Origin of the sequence: Romboutsia timonensis (genome assembly GCF_900106845.1) — a bacterium.
Taxonomy (GTDB): domain Bacteria; phylum Bacillota; class Clostridia; order Peptostreptococcales; family Peptostreptococcaceae; genus Romboutsia; species Romboutsia timonensis.
Genome location: NZ_LT629850.1, coordinates 1316850 through 1335763, shown reverse-complemented (window position 1 = coordinate 1335763; position 18914 = coordinate 1316850). Strand labels below are relative to the sequence as shown.

At 27.4% G+C, this 18914-nt stretch carries 14 protein-coding genes; 8 read left to right on the top strand and 6 right to left on the bottom strand.

All coding sequences use genetic code 11. From position 1 onward, the window contains the following. The first annotated feature begins 50 nt into the window (after positions 1 to 50). Positions 51 to 3731, top strand: coding sequence for an HAD-IC family P-type ATPase (locus tag BN7997_RS16325; RefSeq protein WP_071120444.1), 3681 nt, complete (start codon positions 51 to 53; stop codon positions 3729 to 3731). Between the two features lie 347 nt (positions 3732 to 4078). Beyond that, positions 4079 to 5353: a dihydroorotase gene (locus BN7997_RS08840; protein WP_071120443.1), complete on the top strand. Its 1275-nt coding sequence runs from the start codon at positions 4079 to 4081 to the stop codon at positions 5351 to 5353. A 59-nt stretch (positions 5354 to 5412) separates the two neighbouring features. On the opposite strand, the gene BN7997_RS08835 is transcribed toward BN7997_RS08840, so the two are convergent. The 5 genes from BN7997_RS08835 to BN7997_RS08815 all read right to left on the bottom strand — a co-directional run bounded on the left by BN7997_RS08835 (position 5413) and on the right by BN7997_RS08815 (position 9971). Further along, positions 5413 to 6648, bottom strand: coding sequence for an ABC transporter permease (locus BN7997_RS08835; protein ID WP_071120442.1), 1236 nt, complete (start codon positions 6646 to 6648; stop codon positions 5413 to 5415). Next, on the bottom strand, positions 6635 to 7330 hold the full coding sequence (locus BN7997_RS08830) for an ABC transporter ATP-binding protein (protein ID WP_071120441.1): 696 nt from the start codon (positions 7328 to 7330) through the stop codon (positions 6635 to 6637). Before BN7997_RS08830 ends, BN7997_RS08835 begins: the two co-directional genes overlap by 14 nt. Then, positions 7323 to 8360 carry an efflux RND transporter periplasmic adaptor subunit gene (locus BN7997_RS08825; protein WP_083335060.1) on the bottom strand — a complete coding sequence of 346 codons (1038 nt, stop codon included), beginning with the start codon at positions 8358 to 8360 and terminating at the stop codon, positions 7323 to 7325. Before BN7997_RS08825 ends, BN7997_RS08830 begins: the two co-directional genes overlap by 8 nt. A gap of 244 nt (positions 8361 to 8604) precedes the next feature. Continuing rightward, positions 8605 to 9198, bottom strand: a complete 594-nt coding sequence (locus BN7997_RS08820) for a GNAT family N-acetyltransferase (RefSeq protein WP_071120440.1) — start codon at positions 9196 to 9198, stop codon at positions 8605 to 8607. A 569-nt stretch (positions 9199 to 9767) separates the two neighbouring features. Then, positions 9768 to 9971, bottom strand: a complete 204-nt coding sequence (locus tag BN7997_RS08815) for a hypothetical protein (protein ID WP_071120439.1) — start codon at positions 9969 to 9971, stop codon at positions 9768 to 9770. 153 nt (positions 9972 to 10124) lie between these two features. Between BN7997_RS08815 and BN7997_RS08810 the strand changes: the two genes are divergently transcribed. From BN7997_RS08810 to BN7997_RS08785, 6 genes are all read left to right on the top strand, one after another. Continuing rightward, entirely contained in the window at positions 10125 to 11360 is a 1236-nt protein-coding gene (locus BN7997_RS08810; RefSeq protein ID WP_071120438.1) for a VanW family protein, read from the top strand. 120 nt (positions 11361 to 11480) lie between these two features. Further along, positions 11481 to 13136, top strand: coding sequence for a glycoside hydrolase family 13 protein (locus BN7997_RS08805; RefSeq protein ID WP_071120437.1), 1656 nt, complete (start codon positions 11481 to 11483; stop codon positions 13134 to 13136). A gap of 426 nt (positions 13137 to 13562) precedes the next feature. After that, complete coding sequence (locus BN7997_RS08800; protein WP_071120436.1) at positions 13563 to 14321, top strand: polysaccharide deacetylase family protein; 759 nt, start codon at positions 13563 to 13565, stop codon at positions 14319 to 14321. A gap of 85 nt (positions 14322 to 14406) precedes the next feature. Further along, entirely contained in the window at positions 14407 to 14796 is a 390-nt protein-coding gene (locus tag BN7997_RS08795) for a hypothetical protein (RefSeq protein WP_071120435.1), read from the top strand. 213 nt (positions 14797 to 15009) lie between these two features. Beyond that, positions 15010 to 16410: a cation:dicarboxylate symporter family transporter gene (locus BN7997_RS08790; RefSeq protein WP_071120434.1), complete on the top strand. Its 1401-nt coding sequence runs from the start codon at positions 15010 to 15012 to the stop codon at positions 16408 to 16410. Positions 16411 to 16508: 98 nt separating this feature from the next. Beyond that, positions 16509 to 17972, top strand: coding sequence for an IS1182 family transposase (locus tag BN7997_RS08785; protein WP_071119372.1), 1464 nt, complete (start codon positions 16509 to 16511; stop codon positions 17970 to 17972). A gap of 12 nt (positions 17973 to 17984) precedes the next feature. On the opposite strand, the gene BN7997_RS08780 is transcribed toward BN7997_RS08785, so the two are convergent. Beyond that, a complete protein-coding gene (locus tag BN7997_RS08780; RefSeq protein WP_071120433.1) occupies positions 17985 to 18698 on the bottom strand; it encodes a glycosyltransferase family 2 protein in 714 nt (237 codons plus the stop codon). Positions 18699 to 18914: the final 216 nt, after the last annotated feature.

The window sequence follows — 18914 nt, the reverse complement described above, 5'->3', positions numbered from 1 at the left end:
ATATTAAGAAATACTATAAATAAGTAAGAGAATAAATATAGGAGGGAAAAATGTATTATAAACAAAAGTATATAGAATCTATAGAAACTTTAAAATCAAATATAAATGGATTAAGTAGTGATGAAGCAAAAAAAAGATTAGAAGAACATGGATATAATGAACTTAAAGAAGGGGATAAAGTTCCAACTTGGAAGCTATTTTTAGAAAGCTTTAAAGATCCATTAGTTATAATACTTTTAATAGCAGCACTTGTACAAATATTTTTAGGTGAGGTTGTTGAATCTATAATAATATTTATAGTTATAATACTAAACTCAATATTAGGAGTAACTCAAACTAAAAAAGCTGAGGGGTCATTAGAAAGCTTAAAAAAGTTATCTGCACCAAAAGCAAAAGTAATAAGAGATAATCAAAAGCAAACTATAGAAGGACGCCAATTAGTCCCTGGAGATATAGTAATCCTTGAAGCTGGAGATTATATCCCAGCAGACGGAAGAATTATAGAAGCACAAACTTTAAAAATAGTAGAAGGAATGCTTACAGGTGAGTCAGAACCAGTATTAAAACATAGTGAAAAAATAGATGAAGATGTTGGTATAGGCGATCAAAAAAATATGGTATTTAGTGGATCTTTGGTTGTATATGGAAGGGGAACATTTGTAGTAACATCTACTGGAATGAATACTGAAATGGGTAAAGTAGCCAATTTACTTGAAACTGCAGAGAATAAACAAACTCCATTACAACAAAAGCTTGATGAGTTTAGTAAAAAGCTTGGTGGATTAATAATAGTTATAGCAGCACTTATATTTATAATTCAAGTTGTTAGAAGTTTTATGAGTGATGTGGATATACCGAAAGCAAAAATTATAGCAGATTCATTTATGTTTGCAATTGCAGTAGCAGTAGCAGCTATTCCAGAAGCTTTATCATCTATTATAACGATAGTTTTATCTGTTGGAACAAATGATATGGCTAAAAAACAAGCTATAATTAGAAAATTACCAGCAGTTGAAACATTAGGATCTACAAGTGTTATATGTACAGATAAAACTGGTACATTAACGCAAAATAAAATGACAGTAGTAGATTTTTATATGTATGAAACACCTAAAGAAGATATGAGTACACAAAATATTAAATATTCATATCAATCTAAAACACTAATTGTAGCATCTGCTATATGTAATGATTCAAATATAAATAATGAAGGAAAAGAAATAGGAGATCCAACAGAAGTTGCATTAATAAAATTCGCTAATAGCAGAAATCTAGATTATAATATCTTAAGAAATAGATACAATAGACTAAGTGAAATACCATTTGATAGTGATAGAAAACTTATGTCTACAGTAAATAATATTCATGGAAATGTCTATATGTTTACTAAAGGAGCTCCTGATGTAGTATTTAGTAGATGTAAATATGCAATGGTTGATGGAGATACTGTAGATATAAATGATGATATATTAAATTCATATAGAAGTATGAACGAAGAATTTTCAAATAAAGCACTAAGAGTCTTAGCTTTTGCTATAAAAGATGTAGAAGATGATAATTTTGTTCCATCATTAGAGGATGAAGTTGATATGACTTTAATAGGTCTTATGGCAATGATAGATCCACCTAGAGAAGAAGTATATGAAGCTGTTAGAGAAGCTAAAAGTGCTGGAATAAAAACTGTTATGATAACTGGAGACCATAAAACTACAGCAGCGGCTATAGCAAAAGATATTGGTATAATGGATGAGGGTGATATTGCCTTAACAGGACAAGAGTTAGATTCACTTACTGATGAAGAGTTAGATAAAAAGTTAGAGCATNGATTAATAATAGTTATAGCAGCACTTATATTTATAATTCAAGTTGTTAGAAGTTTTATGAGTGATGTGGATATACCGAAAGCAAAAATTATAGCAGATTCATTTATGTTTGCAATTGCAGTAGCAGTAGCAGCTATTCCAGAAGCTTTATCATCTATTATAACGATAGTTTTATCTGTTGGAACAAATGATATGGCTAAAAAACAAGCTATAATTAGAAAATTACCAGCAGTTGAAACATTAGGATCTACAAGTGTTATATGTACAGATAAAACTGGTACATTAACGCAAAATAAAATGACAGTAGTAGATTTTTATATGTATGAAACACCTAAAGAAGATATGAGTACACAAAATATTAAATATTCATATCAATCTAAAACACTAATTGTAGCATCTGCTATATGTAATGATTCAAATATAAATAATGAAGGAAAAGAAATAGGAGATCCAACAGAAGTTGCATTAATAAAATTCGCTAATAGCAGAAATCTAGATTATAATATCTTAAGAAATAGATACAATAGACTAAGTGAAATACCATTTGATAGTGATAGAAAACTTATGTCTACAGTAAATAATATTCATGGAAATGTCTATATGTTTACTAAAGGAGCTCCTGATGTAGTATTTAGTAGATGTAAATATGCAATGGTTGATGGAGATACTGTAGATATAAATGATGATATATTAAATTCATATAGAAGTATGAACGAAGAATTTTCAAATAAAGCACTAAGAGTCTTAGCTTTTGCTATAAAAGATGTAGAAGATGATAATTTTGTTCCATCATTAGAGGATGAAGTTGATATGACTTTAATAGGTCTTATGGCAATGATAGATCCACCTAGAGAAGAAGTATATGAAGCTGTTAGAGAAGCTAAAAGTGCTGGAATAAAAACTGTTATGATAACTGGAGACCATAAAACTACAGCAGCGGCTATAGCAAAAGATATTGGTATAATGGATGAGGGTGATATTGCCTTAACAGGACAAGAGTTAGATTCACTTACTGATGAAGAGTTAGATAAAAAGTTAGAGCATATCCCAGTATATGCAAGAGTGTCACCTGAGAATAAAATACGTATAGTTAGAGCATGGCAGAAAAAAGGAAAAATAACAGCAATGACAGGTGACGGTGTAAATGATGCTCCTGCTTTAAAGCAAGCAGATATAGGAATAGGTATGGGTAGTGGTACAGATGTTGCTAAAGATGCAGCTGCTATGATATTAGTTGATGATAACTTTGCCACAATAGTAAATGCCGTTGAAGTAGGTAGAACTGTTTATAAAAACATTAAAAAGTCTATAACTTACTTATTTGCAGGAAACTTTGCAGGTATACTTGCTATATTATTTGCAGTATTTGCTAACTGGGCAAATCCATTTACAACATTACAACTATTATTTATAAACTTAATAACGGATTCTCTTCCTGCTATATCTCTAGGATTTGAAAAGCCTGAAAAAAATATTATGACAAAAGCACCAAGAGACCCAAATGAAAGTATATTAGCTGGAGGAACTATACAAGCAGTTTTATTTAGAGGTACAATAATAGGTATTGTAGTAATAATAGCTCAATTTATAGGAAGGCAAATATCTCCGTATGTTGGAACTGCAATGGCATTTTCTACTATCACACTATGTAGAATATTACAAACACTACCAGCAAGATCAAATGAGTATACATTAAAGGAAATAGGAGTATTTTCAAATATGTATGTTATATATGCAATAATAGCTTGTTTACTTATATACGGCCTTACATTACTTCCATTTATGAGACCTATATTTGATATCCCATTAGAATTTGGAATTTATCAATTAGGAATATGTGTATTACTAGCTATAATATCTACATTAATAATGGAAATTATTAAATTTAGAAAATCAAATGAAAGATAAATAAAAATAGGTATACTCTAAAAAAGTATACCTATTTTTATTTATATCAATTATTTATAAAATTAAAAATTATACTTTTAGAGAGAATTTCTTTCAAAATTATAGTTACTATAAAATTACAACACTTAATCGTATTATTATAAAGAAAAATAATAAAGTATTCGTTATTGTATTTAATATATAACTTAAATATTGTATAATATACTAAATTAAATATTGTATAATATACTAAATTAAATATTGTATAATATACTAAATTAATGAAATAAATTGGGATTTTTTATCGTTAAATATGTACGATGAAGATAAAGTTATATATTAATATTTAAAGGGAGAGAATTAGGAAAATGATACTTATAAAAAATGGGAGAATAATAGATCCCCACTCTAAAAGGGATGAAGTAGTAGATATAGTAATAAGAGATAATAAAATATTAAAAATAGGTAAGTGCTCATTAACAGATGAATATGAAAAAGTTATAGATGCTAGCGGATGTATAGTAGCCCCTGGATTTATAGATGTTCATGTTCACTTTAGAGATCCAGGATTTACTCATAAAGAAGATATAGAAACTGGTTCAAAGTCAGCTGCAAAAGGTGGATTTACAACAGTCGTATGTATGGCAAATACTAATCCTATAGTTGATAATGAAGAAACTTTAGAATACATAAAAGAAAAAGCTAAAACATCTCCTATAAATGTTTTACAAGCCTGTGCTATAACTAAAGGTTTTAAAGGAAAAGAATTAGTTGATATGAAATATCTTAAAGAATGTGGAGCAGTAGGATTTACTGATGATGGACTTCCTATAATGGATAGTGATGTTATATATAATGCTATGTTAAAAGCAAAAGAGCTTGATGTTCCTTTAAGTTTTCATGAAGAAGACCCATCTCTTATAACTGTAGCTGGTATAAATGAAGGGGAAATATCTAAAAAGTTAGGTATATCTGGGGCAAGTAATGTAGCAGAAGATGTTATGGTAGCAAGAGATTGTATGATAGCTATAAAAACAGGTGCAAAGGTAAACATACAACATATAAGTTCTGGAGTGTCTGTTGAAACTGTAAGAATGGCTAAGAAATTAGGTGCTAATGTATATGCAGAAGCAACACCACATCATTTTACTTTAACCGAAGAGGATGTATTAAATTATGGTACAAATGCTAAGATGAATCCTCCTCTTAGAACTGAAAATGATAAATTAAAAATAATAGAAGGATTACAGGATGGTACAATAGAAATAATAGCAACAGATCATGCTCCTCATACTTATGAAGAAAAGAATGTAGAATTTGCTAAATCTCCAAGTGGAATAGTAGGGCTTGAGACTGCATTAGCTCTTGGTATAACTAATTTAGTTAAAAAAGGCTATTTAAGTATGATGACATTACTTGAAAAAATGACTATAAACCCAGCAAAACTTTACAATCTAGATTGTGGATTTTTAAAAGAGGGTTCTGTAGCTGATTTAGTAATATTTAATCCTAATGAAAGTTATAAAGTAAGTAAATTTGAATCAAAATCTTTTAATTCACCATTTATAGGACATGAGTTATATGGAAAGATTAATTATACTATATGTAGAGGGAAGATAGTATTTGATGGCATGAGTAAATAGACAAATTTAAAAGAGATTACTTAAATTTTAAGTAATCTCTTTTTATAGTAAAGAAAACTTTATTTATAAATCGCTTTAATTGGATCTAGTTTAGATGCTTTAATAGCTGGAACAATACCGAATATAGTTCCAGTAACTACAGTAGTTACACTTGCAAATAGTAGACTATTTATATTAGGAATAGCTTTAAATGGTAAATAATTAGATGCATAATTTACAACAATAAATCCAATTACTATACCGATTATACCTCCTAAAATCGTAATAAATATAGCTTCAACTAAAAACTGTATTAATATATCTAAAGGTTTAGCTCCTATAGCACGTCTTATACCTATTTCTCTTTGACGTTCCATTACAGATACATACATTATATTCATAACTCCAACACCACCTACAAACATGGATATAGCAGTTATAAGTGTTACAAATTTATTTATAGTAGAAACCATAGATTCAAGTTCCTTAGTTGCCTCTGTAGGATCATCTATATTATAAGAACCATTTATATCAGGATGTAATTCATATAGTTTGTTTATAACATTATTTGAAACTTCATACATATCATATCCTTTAGATACAACTAAATCAAGAGAATATATATCTTGAGGATAAGAAAATTGGTTCATTAAATCATTGAATGCTTTACTAGGCATATATGAATATATATAATTCATATCACCATAATACATATTGTCTACATTACTTTCAGCATTATTTCTAATGGAATTTTCATCAATAACACCAATTACTTCGTAAATATGATTGTTTATAGTTATTCCTTTGCCTAAAGCTTCTTCAGGTGCATTAAATAAATCAATAGCATTTTGCATAGTAATGATTATAACTTTTCTATTATCATCATCATAAGAAAAGCTTCTACCAAATACAGGTACTATTTTATCATCCCCATTAAACTCCTTAATATCTACATATGTAGTTTTTTTATCAAAGTATGCATCCGAATAATACATAGAGCCCATACTAAAATCATCTTTACTAGCTCCTATTCTTTCAACACCTTCTATAAATGATAACTCATCAATATCTTCTAATTTAAATGGATTTAAAAATGTTTCCATATTAGCCATATTAGAGTCACTTGATTCAAAATAGATTCTAGTTTTGTTTGGATTTACACGACTAACTGAATCAGTAACTTCTTTTTTTAATCCATTTCCTATAGAGCTTACTAATATAGAGGAAGTTATTCCCATTATAATCCAAAGTAAGGTAACAAAAACACGAAGCTTATGACCTTTTAAATTAATTAAAGAACTCTTAATTATACTCATTATAAGCCTCCTCATATAACACGCCATCTTTAAGTCGTACAACCTTAGTGGCATACTTTATTAAGTCAGCATCATGTGTAACCATTATTATAGTTTTACCTTGGTTATTTAAATCTTTTAATAAACTCATAATCTCATTACTAGTCTCACTATCTAAAGCTCCTGTTGGCTCATCTGCAAATATAAGTTTAGGATTATTTACTAAAGAACGAGCTATAGCTACACGTTGTTGTTGCCCACCAGATAGTTGAAGTGGCATACTCTTTATTTTATCTAAAAGACCAACTTGTTCTAATTTTTCTTTAACTATATTTTCTCTTTCAGATTTATTTAATTTTCCATCGTAAAGTAGAGGTAGTTCTACATTTTGATAAATACTTAATGTTTCTATTAAGTTAAATTGTTGGAAAATAAATCCGATGTATTTATTCCTAAAAACTGAACGTTGATTCTCATTTAAGTTACTTACATTCTCATAATTAAAAAAATATGAACCAGTATCAAATTTATCTAAAAAAGCTAATACATTAAGTAGAGTAGTTTTACCACTACCTGATTTACCCATTATCATTACAAAGTCGCCTTCTTCTATATTAATGTTTAATGACTTTAAAACATGAAATTTTTCTTTACCCACCTTATAATATTTATTTATATCCTTAAGTTTTATTAAACTACTCACTTTGCATACCTTCAGTATCAATTCCTAAAGTATCTACAGGAATTGCATCACCTTCATTCATTTTATCTGATGGGTATCTAATAATAATATCTTGTTTATCAAGTCCGTCTTTTACAACTGTAAATTCATCATTTTGACTTTGGATTTCAATTTTTTGTTTCTTTAATATTCCGTCATAGCTTTTAAATACATATGGTTTATCATTTTCATCTTTAAGTATTGATGAACTTGGTATTTTACATAAGCTATCAGTTATCTCTATACAAGCTTGAACATGAAATCCATTAACTAAATCTTCTTGATCTTCAAATGATATATCTATATCATAATAAGATAGAGTAGGATTATTCATATTATCACCTTGACTCGATGTTGGTCTATCAGATATTGCACTAACTCTACCTGTAACTTTTTTACTTGTAGATAAAATTGTAACAGTTACAGGATCATCTATTTGAAGTTTTGGTAAATCTTGTTCACTAGTTTGACCTTTCATATAAAATGTACTACTTTGAAGAGTTATCATTGAACTACCATCTTGATCATTTAAATATACTTTTCCAGCAAAAGGAGCAGTAGTGTCTATATACGCTTTTTTATTTAATGTAGAAACCTGAGATTCTAATTTATTTATTTCAGCGTTTATTATTGGATCATTATCTATATTTGATTTTTTCAACTCATTTATTTGGCTTTTTAAAGAGTCTATTTCACTTATTACTGACTCATTTTTTACAGTAAATAAAACATCTCCTTCTTTGACAATCTTTCCATTTGTAACATTTAATTTACTTATTTCGCCTTCAGTTGGCATGCTAAACTCTTTAGATTTCGTTGGAAGTATAACTCCGTTTATAAATATTTTTTCATTATCTGCAATTGTATAAGTTTCTACATAATTTTCTTCAGAGTTAATAGTATTACTTTTCTTATTATGCAAATAGTAAACACCTATTAATAAACTAGATACAACTGTAATTCCAACAACTATCTTAATCTTTTTATTTTTTAATTTTTCTAAAAAAGACATAGATATTCCCCCCCTTTATATAAAACTTAGATGTAGGTAATTAATATATTTTTCCAATATATTAATTACTTACCTATATAGATTTAATTATACGTAAAAATATACAAATAAGTCAAAGAAAATATAAAATGTAATAAAATTGTAATAGATTAATTATAATAAAGTATTATTAGATGTAAAAAGTAGCTATATAAAAGCAAAAAATGTTAAATTTACCTTTATATAGCCACTTTTTAATAATTTATTATGCAATTATTTCTTTGTCTTTAGATGAAGTAGAGTCTAATTTTTTTAATAAAATATATCTATTTATACCATATTGATTCTCTCTTTGAAGTTGCATTTCAAATCCTAGGCTTAAAATAGTTCTTAAGCTAAATATATTTTCAGCTGCAACAGCAGTTAGTATATGACTCTTACCTCTAGCTATAGATTCTTCGATTCTAGTCTCAAGTAGTATCTTGTGTAATGAATTACCACGATAAAGAGGGTCCACCATTACATATCCAGATACATAAGTTGAGTTAACTTCATCATCGTTCATACCAATATCATAAAGATTGTTTAAATAATCTCCACTTGGAGGTTCACAAAGTGCACATGCTACTAATGTATCTTCAACATAACATCCAACAATAAATCCACCATTGTTTAAAACATTTTGTAAGTAATCTGTATCACGAAATTTAAGCCAGTTTTTATTTGAAATTGAGCTAATTACCTTATTAAATAAAACTGTTATGTCATTAAAATTAGATGCACCAATTAAAACTACATTAGCATATAAATTTTCGCAAAGCTCTCCGTTGAATTTAGATAATTTTACAGTCTTTATCAAAATAAACACCTTGTGTTCACATAAGGTCGCTACTCTTATGCAGTTCTCTTATGAACTTCTCATACTTTCATATGAGAGCAGACTATTTCTTCACCCTCGACATTACTCGTTAGGGGCAACCTACTTCCACTATCAATCGCTTATAGTGTACGACCTTTTAGGTCTAGTCGTTGAAGGTCTCCCTATTCAGGATTTCCCTGCATGAACATCCATTTTTAACAGCACTTAGGGTTTAACCATATGCCATCCTAAGACTTTTTTCTACTTTCGTTCCTTCACGCTTAAAGCTATTCGCTTTTACGTTGTGGCACTTAGGCTTTAGGAATTACCTGCAATTCAAGTTGTGTCCTATGCAGATTTCTCTACATACGAGGCTTAAATTAACCTCTTTTCTATAGAATAAGAAGACTATGTCTTCAATATATATTTGTAAGTAAAAATAATACTTTATAATTAACAATGATATTATAACACATAAATAAGGATTAATAGTAGTATTTTGTTGAAAAATGTTGATTTTAAAATATAAAAAAAGACTTAATATAAATTAAGCCTTTAATTTTAGATATTTATTTTTCTCTATCGTGAGAGTCTTGGTAATTTGCAACAGTGTTTGCTGCAGCAAATACTGCTTCATTTACTAAAGATAAAGTAGATTTTATTCTTTCTGTATTATTTAACTTCTCTGAATTATCTAGAGCATGTCTTAAATTAATTTGAGCATCTTGAAGACTAGAAAAAGCATCAGTTAAATGTTGTTTAGAATTTTTCATAAATACCTCCATATAAAATGTTATAAATATACACTAAAAGTATTTGCAAAATAAACATATTTATTCATAAAGATATATAGCAATAATAAGAATATAAAACAAATTATAGGCAAACATAAATTTATAAAAATATATCAAGGAGTACGTATAATAATGGGTAAATATAAATTAATTAATAAATTCACATTAATATCATCTTTATTTATAATACTAATTTTAACTACAGGTATGTCAAATCAAAATAATAGTTTTAGTGGTAAAATATTTAAGAATATATATATTGAACAAGTACATGTTGGAAAAATGAAGTTAGATGAAGCTAAAGATGCAGTAGATAAAAAATATTTGCTTAAACCAATATACATGAAATATAAAGATAAAACATGGTGTATAAACCCACAGGATATAGACCTAAGCTATAATACTGATGATGCAGTTAAAAATGCATATAGCTATACTAGAAGCGATAGTAATATAGAAAATATAAAAAGAAAATGTAATTTGGACCTAAATAAACCATATAAAATTAAGCTAAATGCAACTTATAATGAAGTTAAATTAAGCGAACAATTATCATATATTCAAAATGATATAAATAAGAAAGTTCAACAAGCTACATTAGAAATAAGTGATAGTGGGCAGATGATAACAACTCCATCAAAGGAAGGATTAGAAGTCGACATTGCTTCCTTAAAAGAGCAAATATACGATATGATAAAAAATAAAGATATAAAAGATATAAAACTTCCTGTAAAAATTATAAAGCCAACAATTACTACAGAACAAGTAAAATCTATAAATACTATATTAGGTCAATTTAGTACAAGTTTTAATGAAAATAGTGCAAGGGGAAGTAATATATATGTTGCTGGAAAGAGCACTAGTGATATACTTATAATGCCTGGTGATACATTTTCATATAATAAATCCACTGGAGCAAGAACATGGAGTAATGGATATAAAACTGCAAAGGTAATAGTAGGTGGAAGATATGTTAATGGCGAAGGCGGTGGGGTATGTCAAGTATCAACTACAATATATAATGCTGCTTTAATGTCAGGTCTTGAAATACAAGAAGTTCATAATCATACATATCCATCTCACTATGTGTCAAAGGGAAGGGATGCAGCAGTATCTTATGGATATATAGATTTAAAATTTAAAAACAACTTTGCTCATCCTATATATATAAAAAATATAGTTGCAAATGGAGCGATTACTTCTAAAATATATGGTTGTAATCAAGATAGAGAAAAATTATATATAAGAACACAAGAAAGTCGTGAAAAAGACAAAATAATAGTAAAGACATATAGAGTATTTTTAGGAGAAGAAAATAATAAAATAAGGGAAGAATTAGTATCAGAGAATAAATATAAAATAAAATAAATATATTGAAAACATTTTTCTTTAATGATATATTTAAATTAAGAAAAAATAAATGTCAAATTAATTGGCATTTATTTTTTAATAAAAGAGCAAACGATTGCATTGTTTAAGGGGGATATAATGGAAAAAAAGTGGTGGAAAGAAGCAGTTGCATATCAAATATATCCACGCAGTTTTATGGATTTAAATAATGATGGAATAGGGGATTTACAAGGAATAATATCAAAATTAGATTACTTAAAAGATTTAGGAATAGATGTTATTTGGATATGTCCTGTGTATAAATCTCCAAATGATGATAACGGATATGATATAAGCGATTATCAAGATATAATGAGCGATTTTGGAACTATGGAAGACTTTAATGAATTATTAAGTGAAATTCATAAAAGAAATATGAAGATTATAATAGATCTAGTAATAAATCATACAAGCGATGAGCATCCTTGGTTTATAGAGTCTAGGTCATCTAAACAAAATCCAAAGAGAGATTGGTATATTTGGAGAGAAGGAAAAGATAATAAAGAACCAAACAATTGGGAAAGTATATTCAAAGGATCAGCATGGGAATATGATGAAAATACAAAGGAATACTATTTACATCTGTTTAGTAAAAAGCAACCAGATTTAAACTGGGAAAATGAAGATATGAGAAATGAAATATATAAGATGATAAATTGGTGGTTAGATAAAGGAATAGATGGATTCAGAGTAGATGCTATAAGTCATATAAATAAAGAGGAAGGATTAGTTGATATGGACAATCCTGATAATTTAAAATATGTGCCATCTTTTGATAAACATATGAATGTTGAAGGAATACATGACTATCTAAGAGAGTTAAAAGAAAATACATTTAGTAAATATGATATAATGACTGTAGGAGAAGCAAATGGTGTAAAAGCTGAACAAGCTACTGATTGGGTTGGAGAAAATGATGGAAAGTTTAATATGCTATTTCAGTTTGAGCATATAGATTTATGGAATAGCTCAGAGTTTAATTTACCAAATTTAAAAAAAGTATGGAATAAGTGGCAAGTTAATCTTGAAAATGATGGATGGAATGCATTATTTATAGAAAATCATGATATAACTAGGGTAGTATCATCTTGGGGTGATGATACTAGATTTTTAAAAGAAAGTGCTAAAGCGTTAGGATTACTATACTTTATGCATAAAGGGACACCATTTATATATCAAGGACAAGAAATTGGTATGACAAATGTTAAATTTAATGATATAAACGAATATGATGATATTAGATCCATAAATGAATATAATCAGCTTATAAATCAAGGGATGAGTCCAAAAGATGCATTAGAACATATATGGAATACATCAAGAGATAATACTCGTACACCTATGCAGTGGGATGATAGTTTAAATGCGGGATTTAGTAAATCTAATCCATGGATTCATGTAAATCCTAATTATAGATATATAAATGTAAAAGAACAACTTGAAGATGATGACTCAATACTTAACTTTTATAAAAAAATGATAAAAATTAAGAAGAGTAGTGAATGTCTAATATATGGTAAATACAATCTTATACTAGAGGATGATACAAATATATTTGCATATGAAAGAATATTAAATGATGAAAAATTCTTAGTAATATGCAATTTAAAAAGCGAATCTTCTAATTATAAATATGAGAAATTAACGTTAAAGTATGAAAATTTAATATTATCTAATTATAATGTAGATGCTCATAAAGACTTAAATAATTTTGAATTAAAACCTTGGGAAGCAAGACTTTATAAAATAAACTAAGTGTGATTTTGTTATATGAGTACAAATACACTAAATAATAAATAGGAAAAATAGGAAAACAACTATAAACGATGTTTTCCTATTTTTTTACGTATACGGAAATTACATCATAACTATATTTGTGAATAACCTATGAATATAAGTAATATCAATGACTTTATAAACGTAAAAAATAACATTTTTGAGCAACGGATGTATCTGTAGCGGTAGAAAGAATATATCGTTGGCGAAATGAGCGAAGCGAATTTTTTATTATATATAAATTATCTTATATAGTTAAAATGAGATATTATGAATTTCCATTTATTTATATATTTTTATTTAGCAAATAAATGATAAAAGAAGAAATTTGACTAATAATATAAATGAGAAATAAATAAATTCGTAAGAAGACATAAAAGCTAAATAAACACTGGAGGGATACTTATGAAAACTAAGAAAAGTAAAGTTTTAATAATGCTAAGTATAGCAGTAATCTTTTTTATAAGTTCTAATAGTTCTTATTGTGATGCATATTCTGTTAAATATAAAACTACAACAAATAGTCAAGAAAAAGAAACTATAAATGAATCATATAATTCTAGAAAAGTAGCTTATATAACAATAGATGATGGTCCATCAAAGTACACAGATGATATATTAAGAATATTAGATAAATATAAAGTCAAAGGAACTTTCTTCTTGATAGATAGAAATATGAATATTTATCCAGAGAAAGTAAAGAAAATAGTAGAAAGTGGAAATACAGCTGGCCTTCATAGTGTATCACATGATATTCATAAGTTGTATAAAACAGGTATTTCTGCAAAAGAAGAATTTGATTTAAACAATCAAACTTTTTATGAAATTACTGGAAGATATTCAAACTTAGTTAGATTACCATATGGAAGTAAACCATATGCATCTAAAGAGAGTTATAATAACTTAGTAAATGCAGGATATAAGATATGGGATTGGAATATAGATACACAAGATTGGAAATCTTCATCTAGTGAAATAGTAGAAAATGCAAAAACATATTCTAAAAATAAAAATGAAATAGTACTATTGATACATGAAAAAAAACAAACAGTAGAAGCATTAGACTCTTTAATAAATTACTTAATTGAAGAAGGGTATGATATTTTACCAATAAATGAAAATCAAGATCCTAAGAACTTTTGGTTAAAAAATCTCTATAAATAAATATTTATAGAGATTTTTTTATGAAAGTATTGTAATACAGTGCATATAATTTACTAATGTAAATAGGTAAGAAGGGAGGATTATTATGGATATTAAAAGTAACAATCGCCAAACTGGTGCAGGTATAGCTAGTACAAGTGCTAGTACGGGCGCTTCTGATAATATCTCTCAAAATATAAATACAGGTTTAAACAGCTTTAGTTATGCAGACTTTGTATTATTATCATCAACAATATCATATGCCATAGCAGAAGAAGTAAGCGTAGAAGATTTAGAAATATTAGTAACTTTTCTTGGAATGATATCTGCTGATCTAGCTCTACTACTTATAAAAAAGGGTCGATTAGCTGCAAGTCAAGCTGCACAAAGTACTAGTATAGACACTACTACAGAGGAAACATCTGAAGAGGTAGAGTCAACATTAGTTAGAAAATCTAGACATAGAAAAAAAAGAAATTTAAAAAAAAGAAAGTAAAAATAAAACAAGTTTATAATAAAAAATAAAGTAAAAATGAGTATTATACATATAAAATTTAGTTAATATAGAATATAGATGTGTTTTTTATACTAAAAAAGTAAAAAAAAGTAATAAAATGTATTGACTTTGTTAAGTTAATAATATATCATAGTTTTTGTCAAAAGACTAAATTGACATAAAAATTTCATATACACGGAGGAAGATTATAAAATGGGAGAGAGTTCATTCTTATCACAATTCCTTATGATTACAGATTTAAAAACTGTTATTTTTATAGCTGTACTTATAGGAACATTTTTTATTGTTAAGCAGTTCGAAAAGAAAAAAGTTAAATTTTCTACAAGAACAATATATGCAACAATAATAGGACTTATATTAGGGGTTATTATACAATTAGTAGCAGGACTTCCAGAAAATCCAGCAGAAGTTACTTGGTTACAAGAAGTTACTAAATGGTATGGATTATTTGGTTCAGGATTTATGGATCTATTAAAGATGTTAGTTGTTCCAATGGTATTTGTATCAATATTAAGAGTTATCATAAATATGGGTGAAGGTGATGACTTAGGAAAATTAACATTTAAATCATTAGGAATGTTACTTATGACAACTGCACTTGCTGCAGTAGTTGGTATAGTAGTAGGGAATGTTATGAAACTAGGTGTAGGAACAGATGTAGTAGCTACTGCAGATACAGAGCTTAGAGAAATAACTCCTTTAGTTGATACTTTAAGAGGATTATTACCATCAAATCCTGTTGCATCTATGGCTGATGGAAATATAGTTGCTATAATAATATTTGCTACATTCTTAGGACTTGCAGTAAAGAGATTAAGCAAAAAGTACTTAGATATTATAAAGCCATTTATAGATTTAGTAGAAGCATTCTATAAGATAATAGTATCAGTTGCTATGACAGTAATTAAGTTTATGCCATATGCAGTAGTTGCTTTACTAGCAAATACTATAACAGCTCGTGGATTAGCATCTATGATATCTGTTGTTCAGTTCATAGTAGCATTATACATATCAGTTGCTATAATGTTTGTTATACATTTAATAATAATAGCACTAAATGGATTAAATCCAATAACTTATATAAAAAATGCTGCAGAGCCATTACTTCTTGCATTTACATCTAGATCAAGTTTAGGTACATTACCTGTTACAATAGAGGCTTTAACTGATAAGCAAGGTGTTGAAGAAGGTGTTGCAAGTTTCACTGCAAGTTTAGGTGCTAATATGGGTATGAACGGATGTGCTGGTATATATCCAGCATTAATGGCAGTAACAATAGCTAATATGGCTGGTGTTGAAATGAATGCAAGCTTCTATGCAATGCTTTTAGTTGTTATAACTATAAGTTCGCTAGGTATAGCAGGACTTCCAGGAACAGCAACAATGGCAGTTTCAGTAGTTTTATCAGGTGTAGGTATCGGATCATACTTCCCACTAGCTGGTGGAATACTTGCAATAGATCCAATACTTGATATGGGACGTACAATGTTAAATGTAAATGGTTCAACTACTACAGCTGTAATAGTTGGAAAGTCTCTTAAAAAGTTAGATAAAGAAGTATTTAATGGTGCTTCAGTTTCAGAAAATAACTAAAAATGATAAAAAAAGCTATCTATATTTAGATAGCTTCAGAGCGTAGACAAAGTCTACGCTCTTTTATTTTTGTCAATACTCTTTATGAGGTGATAAATATGTTAACTATAAGAAAAGAAAATTTTAGAGATGATGAAATAAATGTTATATTAGATGGATTGGTTCCTGAAAACCATTTAGTAAGAAAAATAGAAAATGCAATAGATTTTAGTTTTATTTATGATAAAGTAAAAGATTTATACTCTCCGTTAGGAGCTCCAAGTATAGATCCTGTTGTTTTAATAAAAATAGTTTTAATTCAATATTTATTTGGCATACCTTCAATGAGGCAAACAATTAGAGAAATAGAAGTAAATGTAGCGTATAGATGGTTTTTAGGTTACTCATTAACTGAAAAAATTCCTCATTTCTCAACTTTTAATAAAAACTATGAAAGACGATTTAAAAATACAGATTTATTTGAATCAATATTTAAAGAAATTTTAGCGAGAGCTACAAAATGTGGATTTGTAGATTCTTCTAATATCTATATAGATTCAACACATATAAAAGCTAGTGCTAATAAGAAAAAATATACTAAAGTAGAGGTAGATATTCAAGCTAAGCATTATCAAGAAAAACTAGAAAAAGAGATAAATGAAGATAGATTAAAACATGGAAAAAGTCCATTATGTGAAGTGAAAAATGAAGAGGTAAAAAAAAAGGAAAAAATAGAGAGTAATACAGATAAGGATAGTGGCATGTTCTTCAAAAATGAAAAAGAAAAATGCTTCGCATATCTAGCGCATACAGCTTGTGATAACAATAATTTCATATTAGATTTTCATATTACATCTGGTAACATACATGATAGCGTAGCTTTTTCCGATTTATATCAAAAGATAAAAAATAATAGTAAACAACATACAACAGCGATAGCTATAGATGCTGGATATATAACTCCTTATATTTGTAAAACTATTTTAGATGATGGTATAATTCCTGCTATTCCATATAAAAGACCTATGACTAAAAAAGGATTTTTTAAGAAATATGAATATGTATATGATGAGTATTATGACTGTTATATTTGTCCTAATAATAAAATTTTAAAATATTCAACTACCAATAGAGATGGGTATAGAGAGTATAAATCTAATCCAAGTGATTGCAAATCTTGTGAACACTTAAATATTTGCACTAATAGTAAAAATAAACAAAAGTTAGTTACAAGGCATATATGGCAAAATTATTTAGAAGAAGCTGATCATCTTAGACATAAGCCATATGTAAAAAAAGTTTACAGTAAACGTAAAGAAACAATTGAACGAGTTTTTGCAGATGCAAAAGAGAAACATGGTATGAGATATACAAAATTAAGAGGCTTGTCGAAAATTGAGATGGAGGTGAGTCTTATTTTCTCATGCATGAATCTAAAAAAATTAGCTAATTGGATGTGGAAAGATACATCCAATAATCTAAGGCTCACGCCTATTTTTAGTATATTATCACTAAAAATCTTTATAAAAAAGAAAATAGCCATTTTATATAAGTTAAAAATGGCTATTTTGTCTACAATCTGAAGCTATCTATATTTAGATAGCTTTTTTATTTATTATGTCAAAACAATCTTCAAATTCAATATTAGATTTAATTTCAATACATTTATTTATTAACGTATTTATATTGGATTTAAATGTATGTTTACTTATATCTGCATGCTTAAATACTAAGTGATTATAAGATGAAGTTGAATAAAGCATATAGCCATATTTTAAACATTCGTTATTAAAATTATAATCTTCTCTAATAGAAATATCCTTAAATTTTATATTATCAAAAACTTTTCTTTTAAAACATATAGTAGATCCCATTAAATTTTGAGAATATGCATTCTCTGTTGCAACCCTTTTTAAAATAAGTTTTTTATATTGTTCTAAGTAGTAGTAAGTCTTTTGCTTACCTAAAACATAGCATCCTTCTCTTAAAAAAGCCTTATTAGCTTCATCTAAATAATAAGGCCCATAATAATCGTCATCATCAAATTTTGATATAATATTATAATTTGATTTATTGATACCAAAGTTTAAGCATGCTCCTAAAGAAGTCTTTTCAGGTAATTTATAAACAAATATATTTAATTCTTTATTTATATATTTATATATATCCTCTATATTAATTTTATCATTGTTAATTACTATAATTAGTTCTTTATCGTTAAATTCTTGTCTTAAAAAGTTATTAATCATGTTTTCTATACAATAGTCTCGATTAGTTACAGTTATAATAGAAAATCCGTTTTTATACATATCTAATCCTTTCTAAAATAAAAGTATTAACTTATTTATAAATGTGCTTAATTTGAATTTAATTATTATTATATAAATCTATATTAACCGTATTTGAGAAAGTATAATTTATAGCAATATTTATTAGAAGTTTGTTTCTATATCAACAACATATAAGGATGAGTATATATTTTTACTAAATACAATATGCGAGATGTTAAAATAAATCTAATTTAA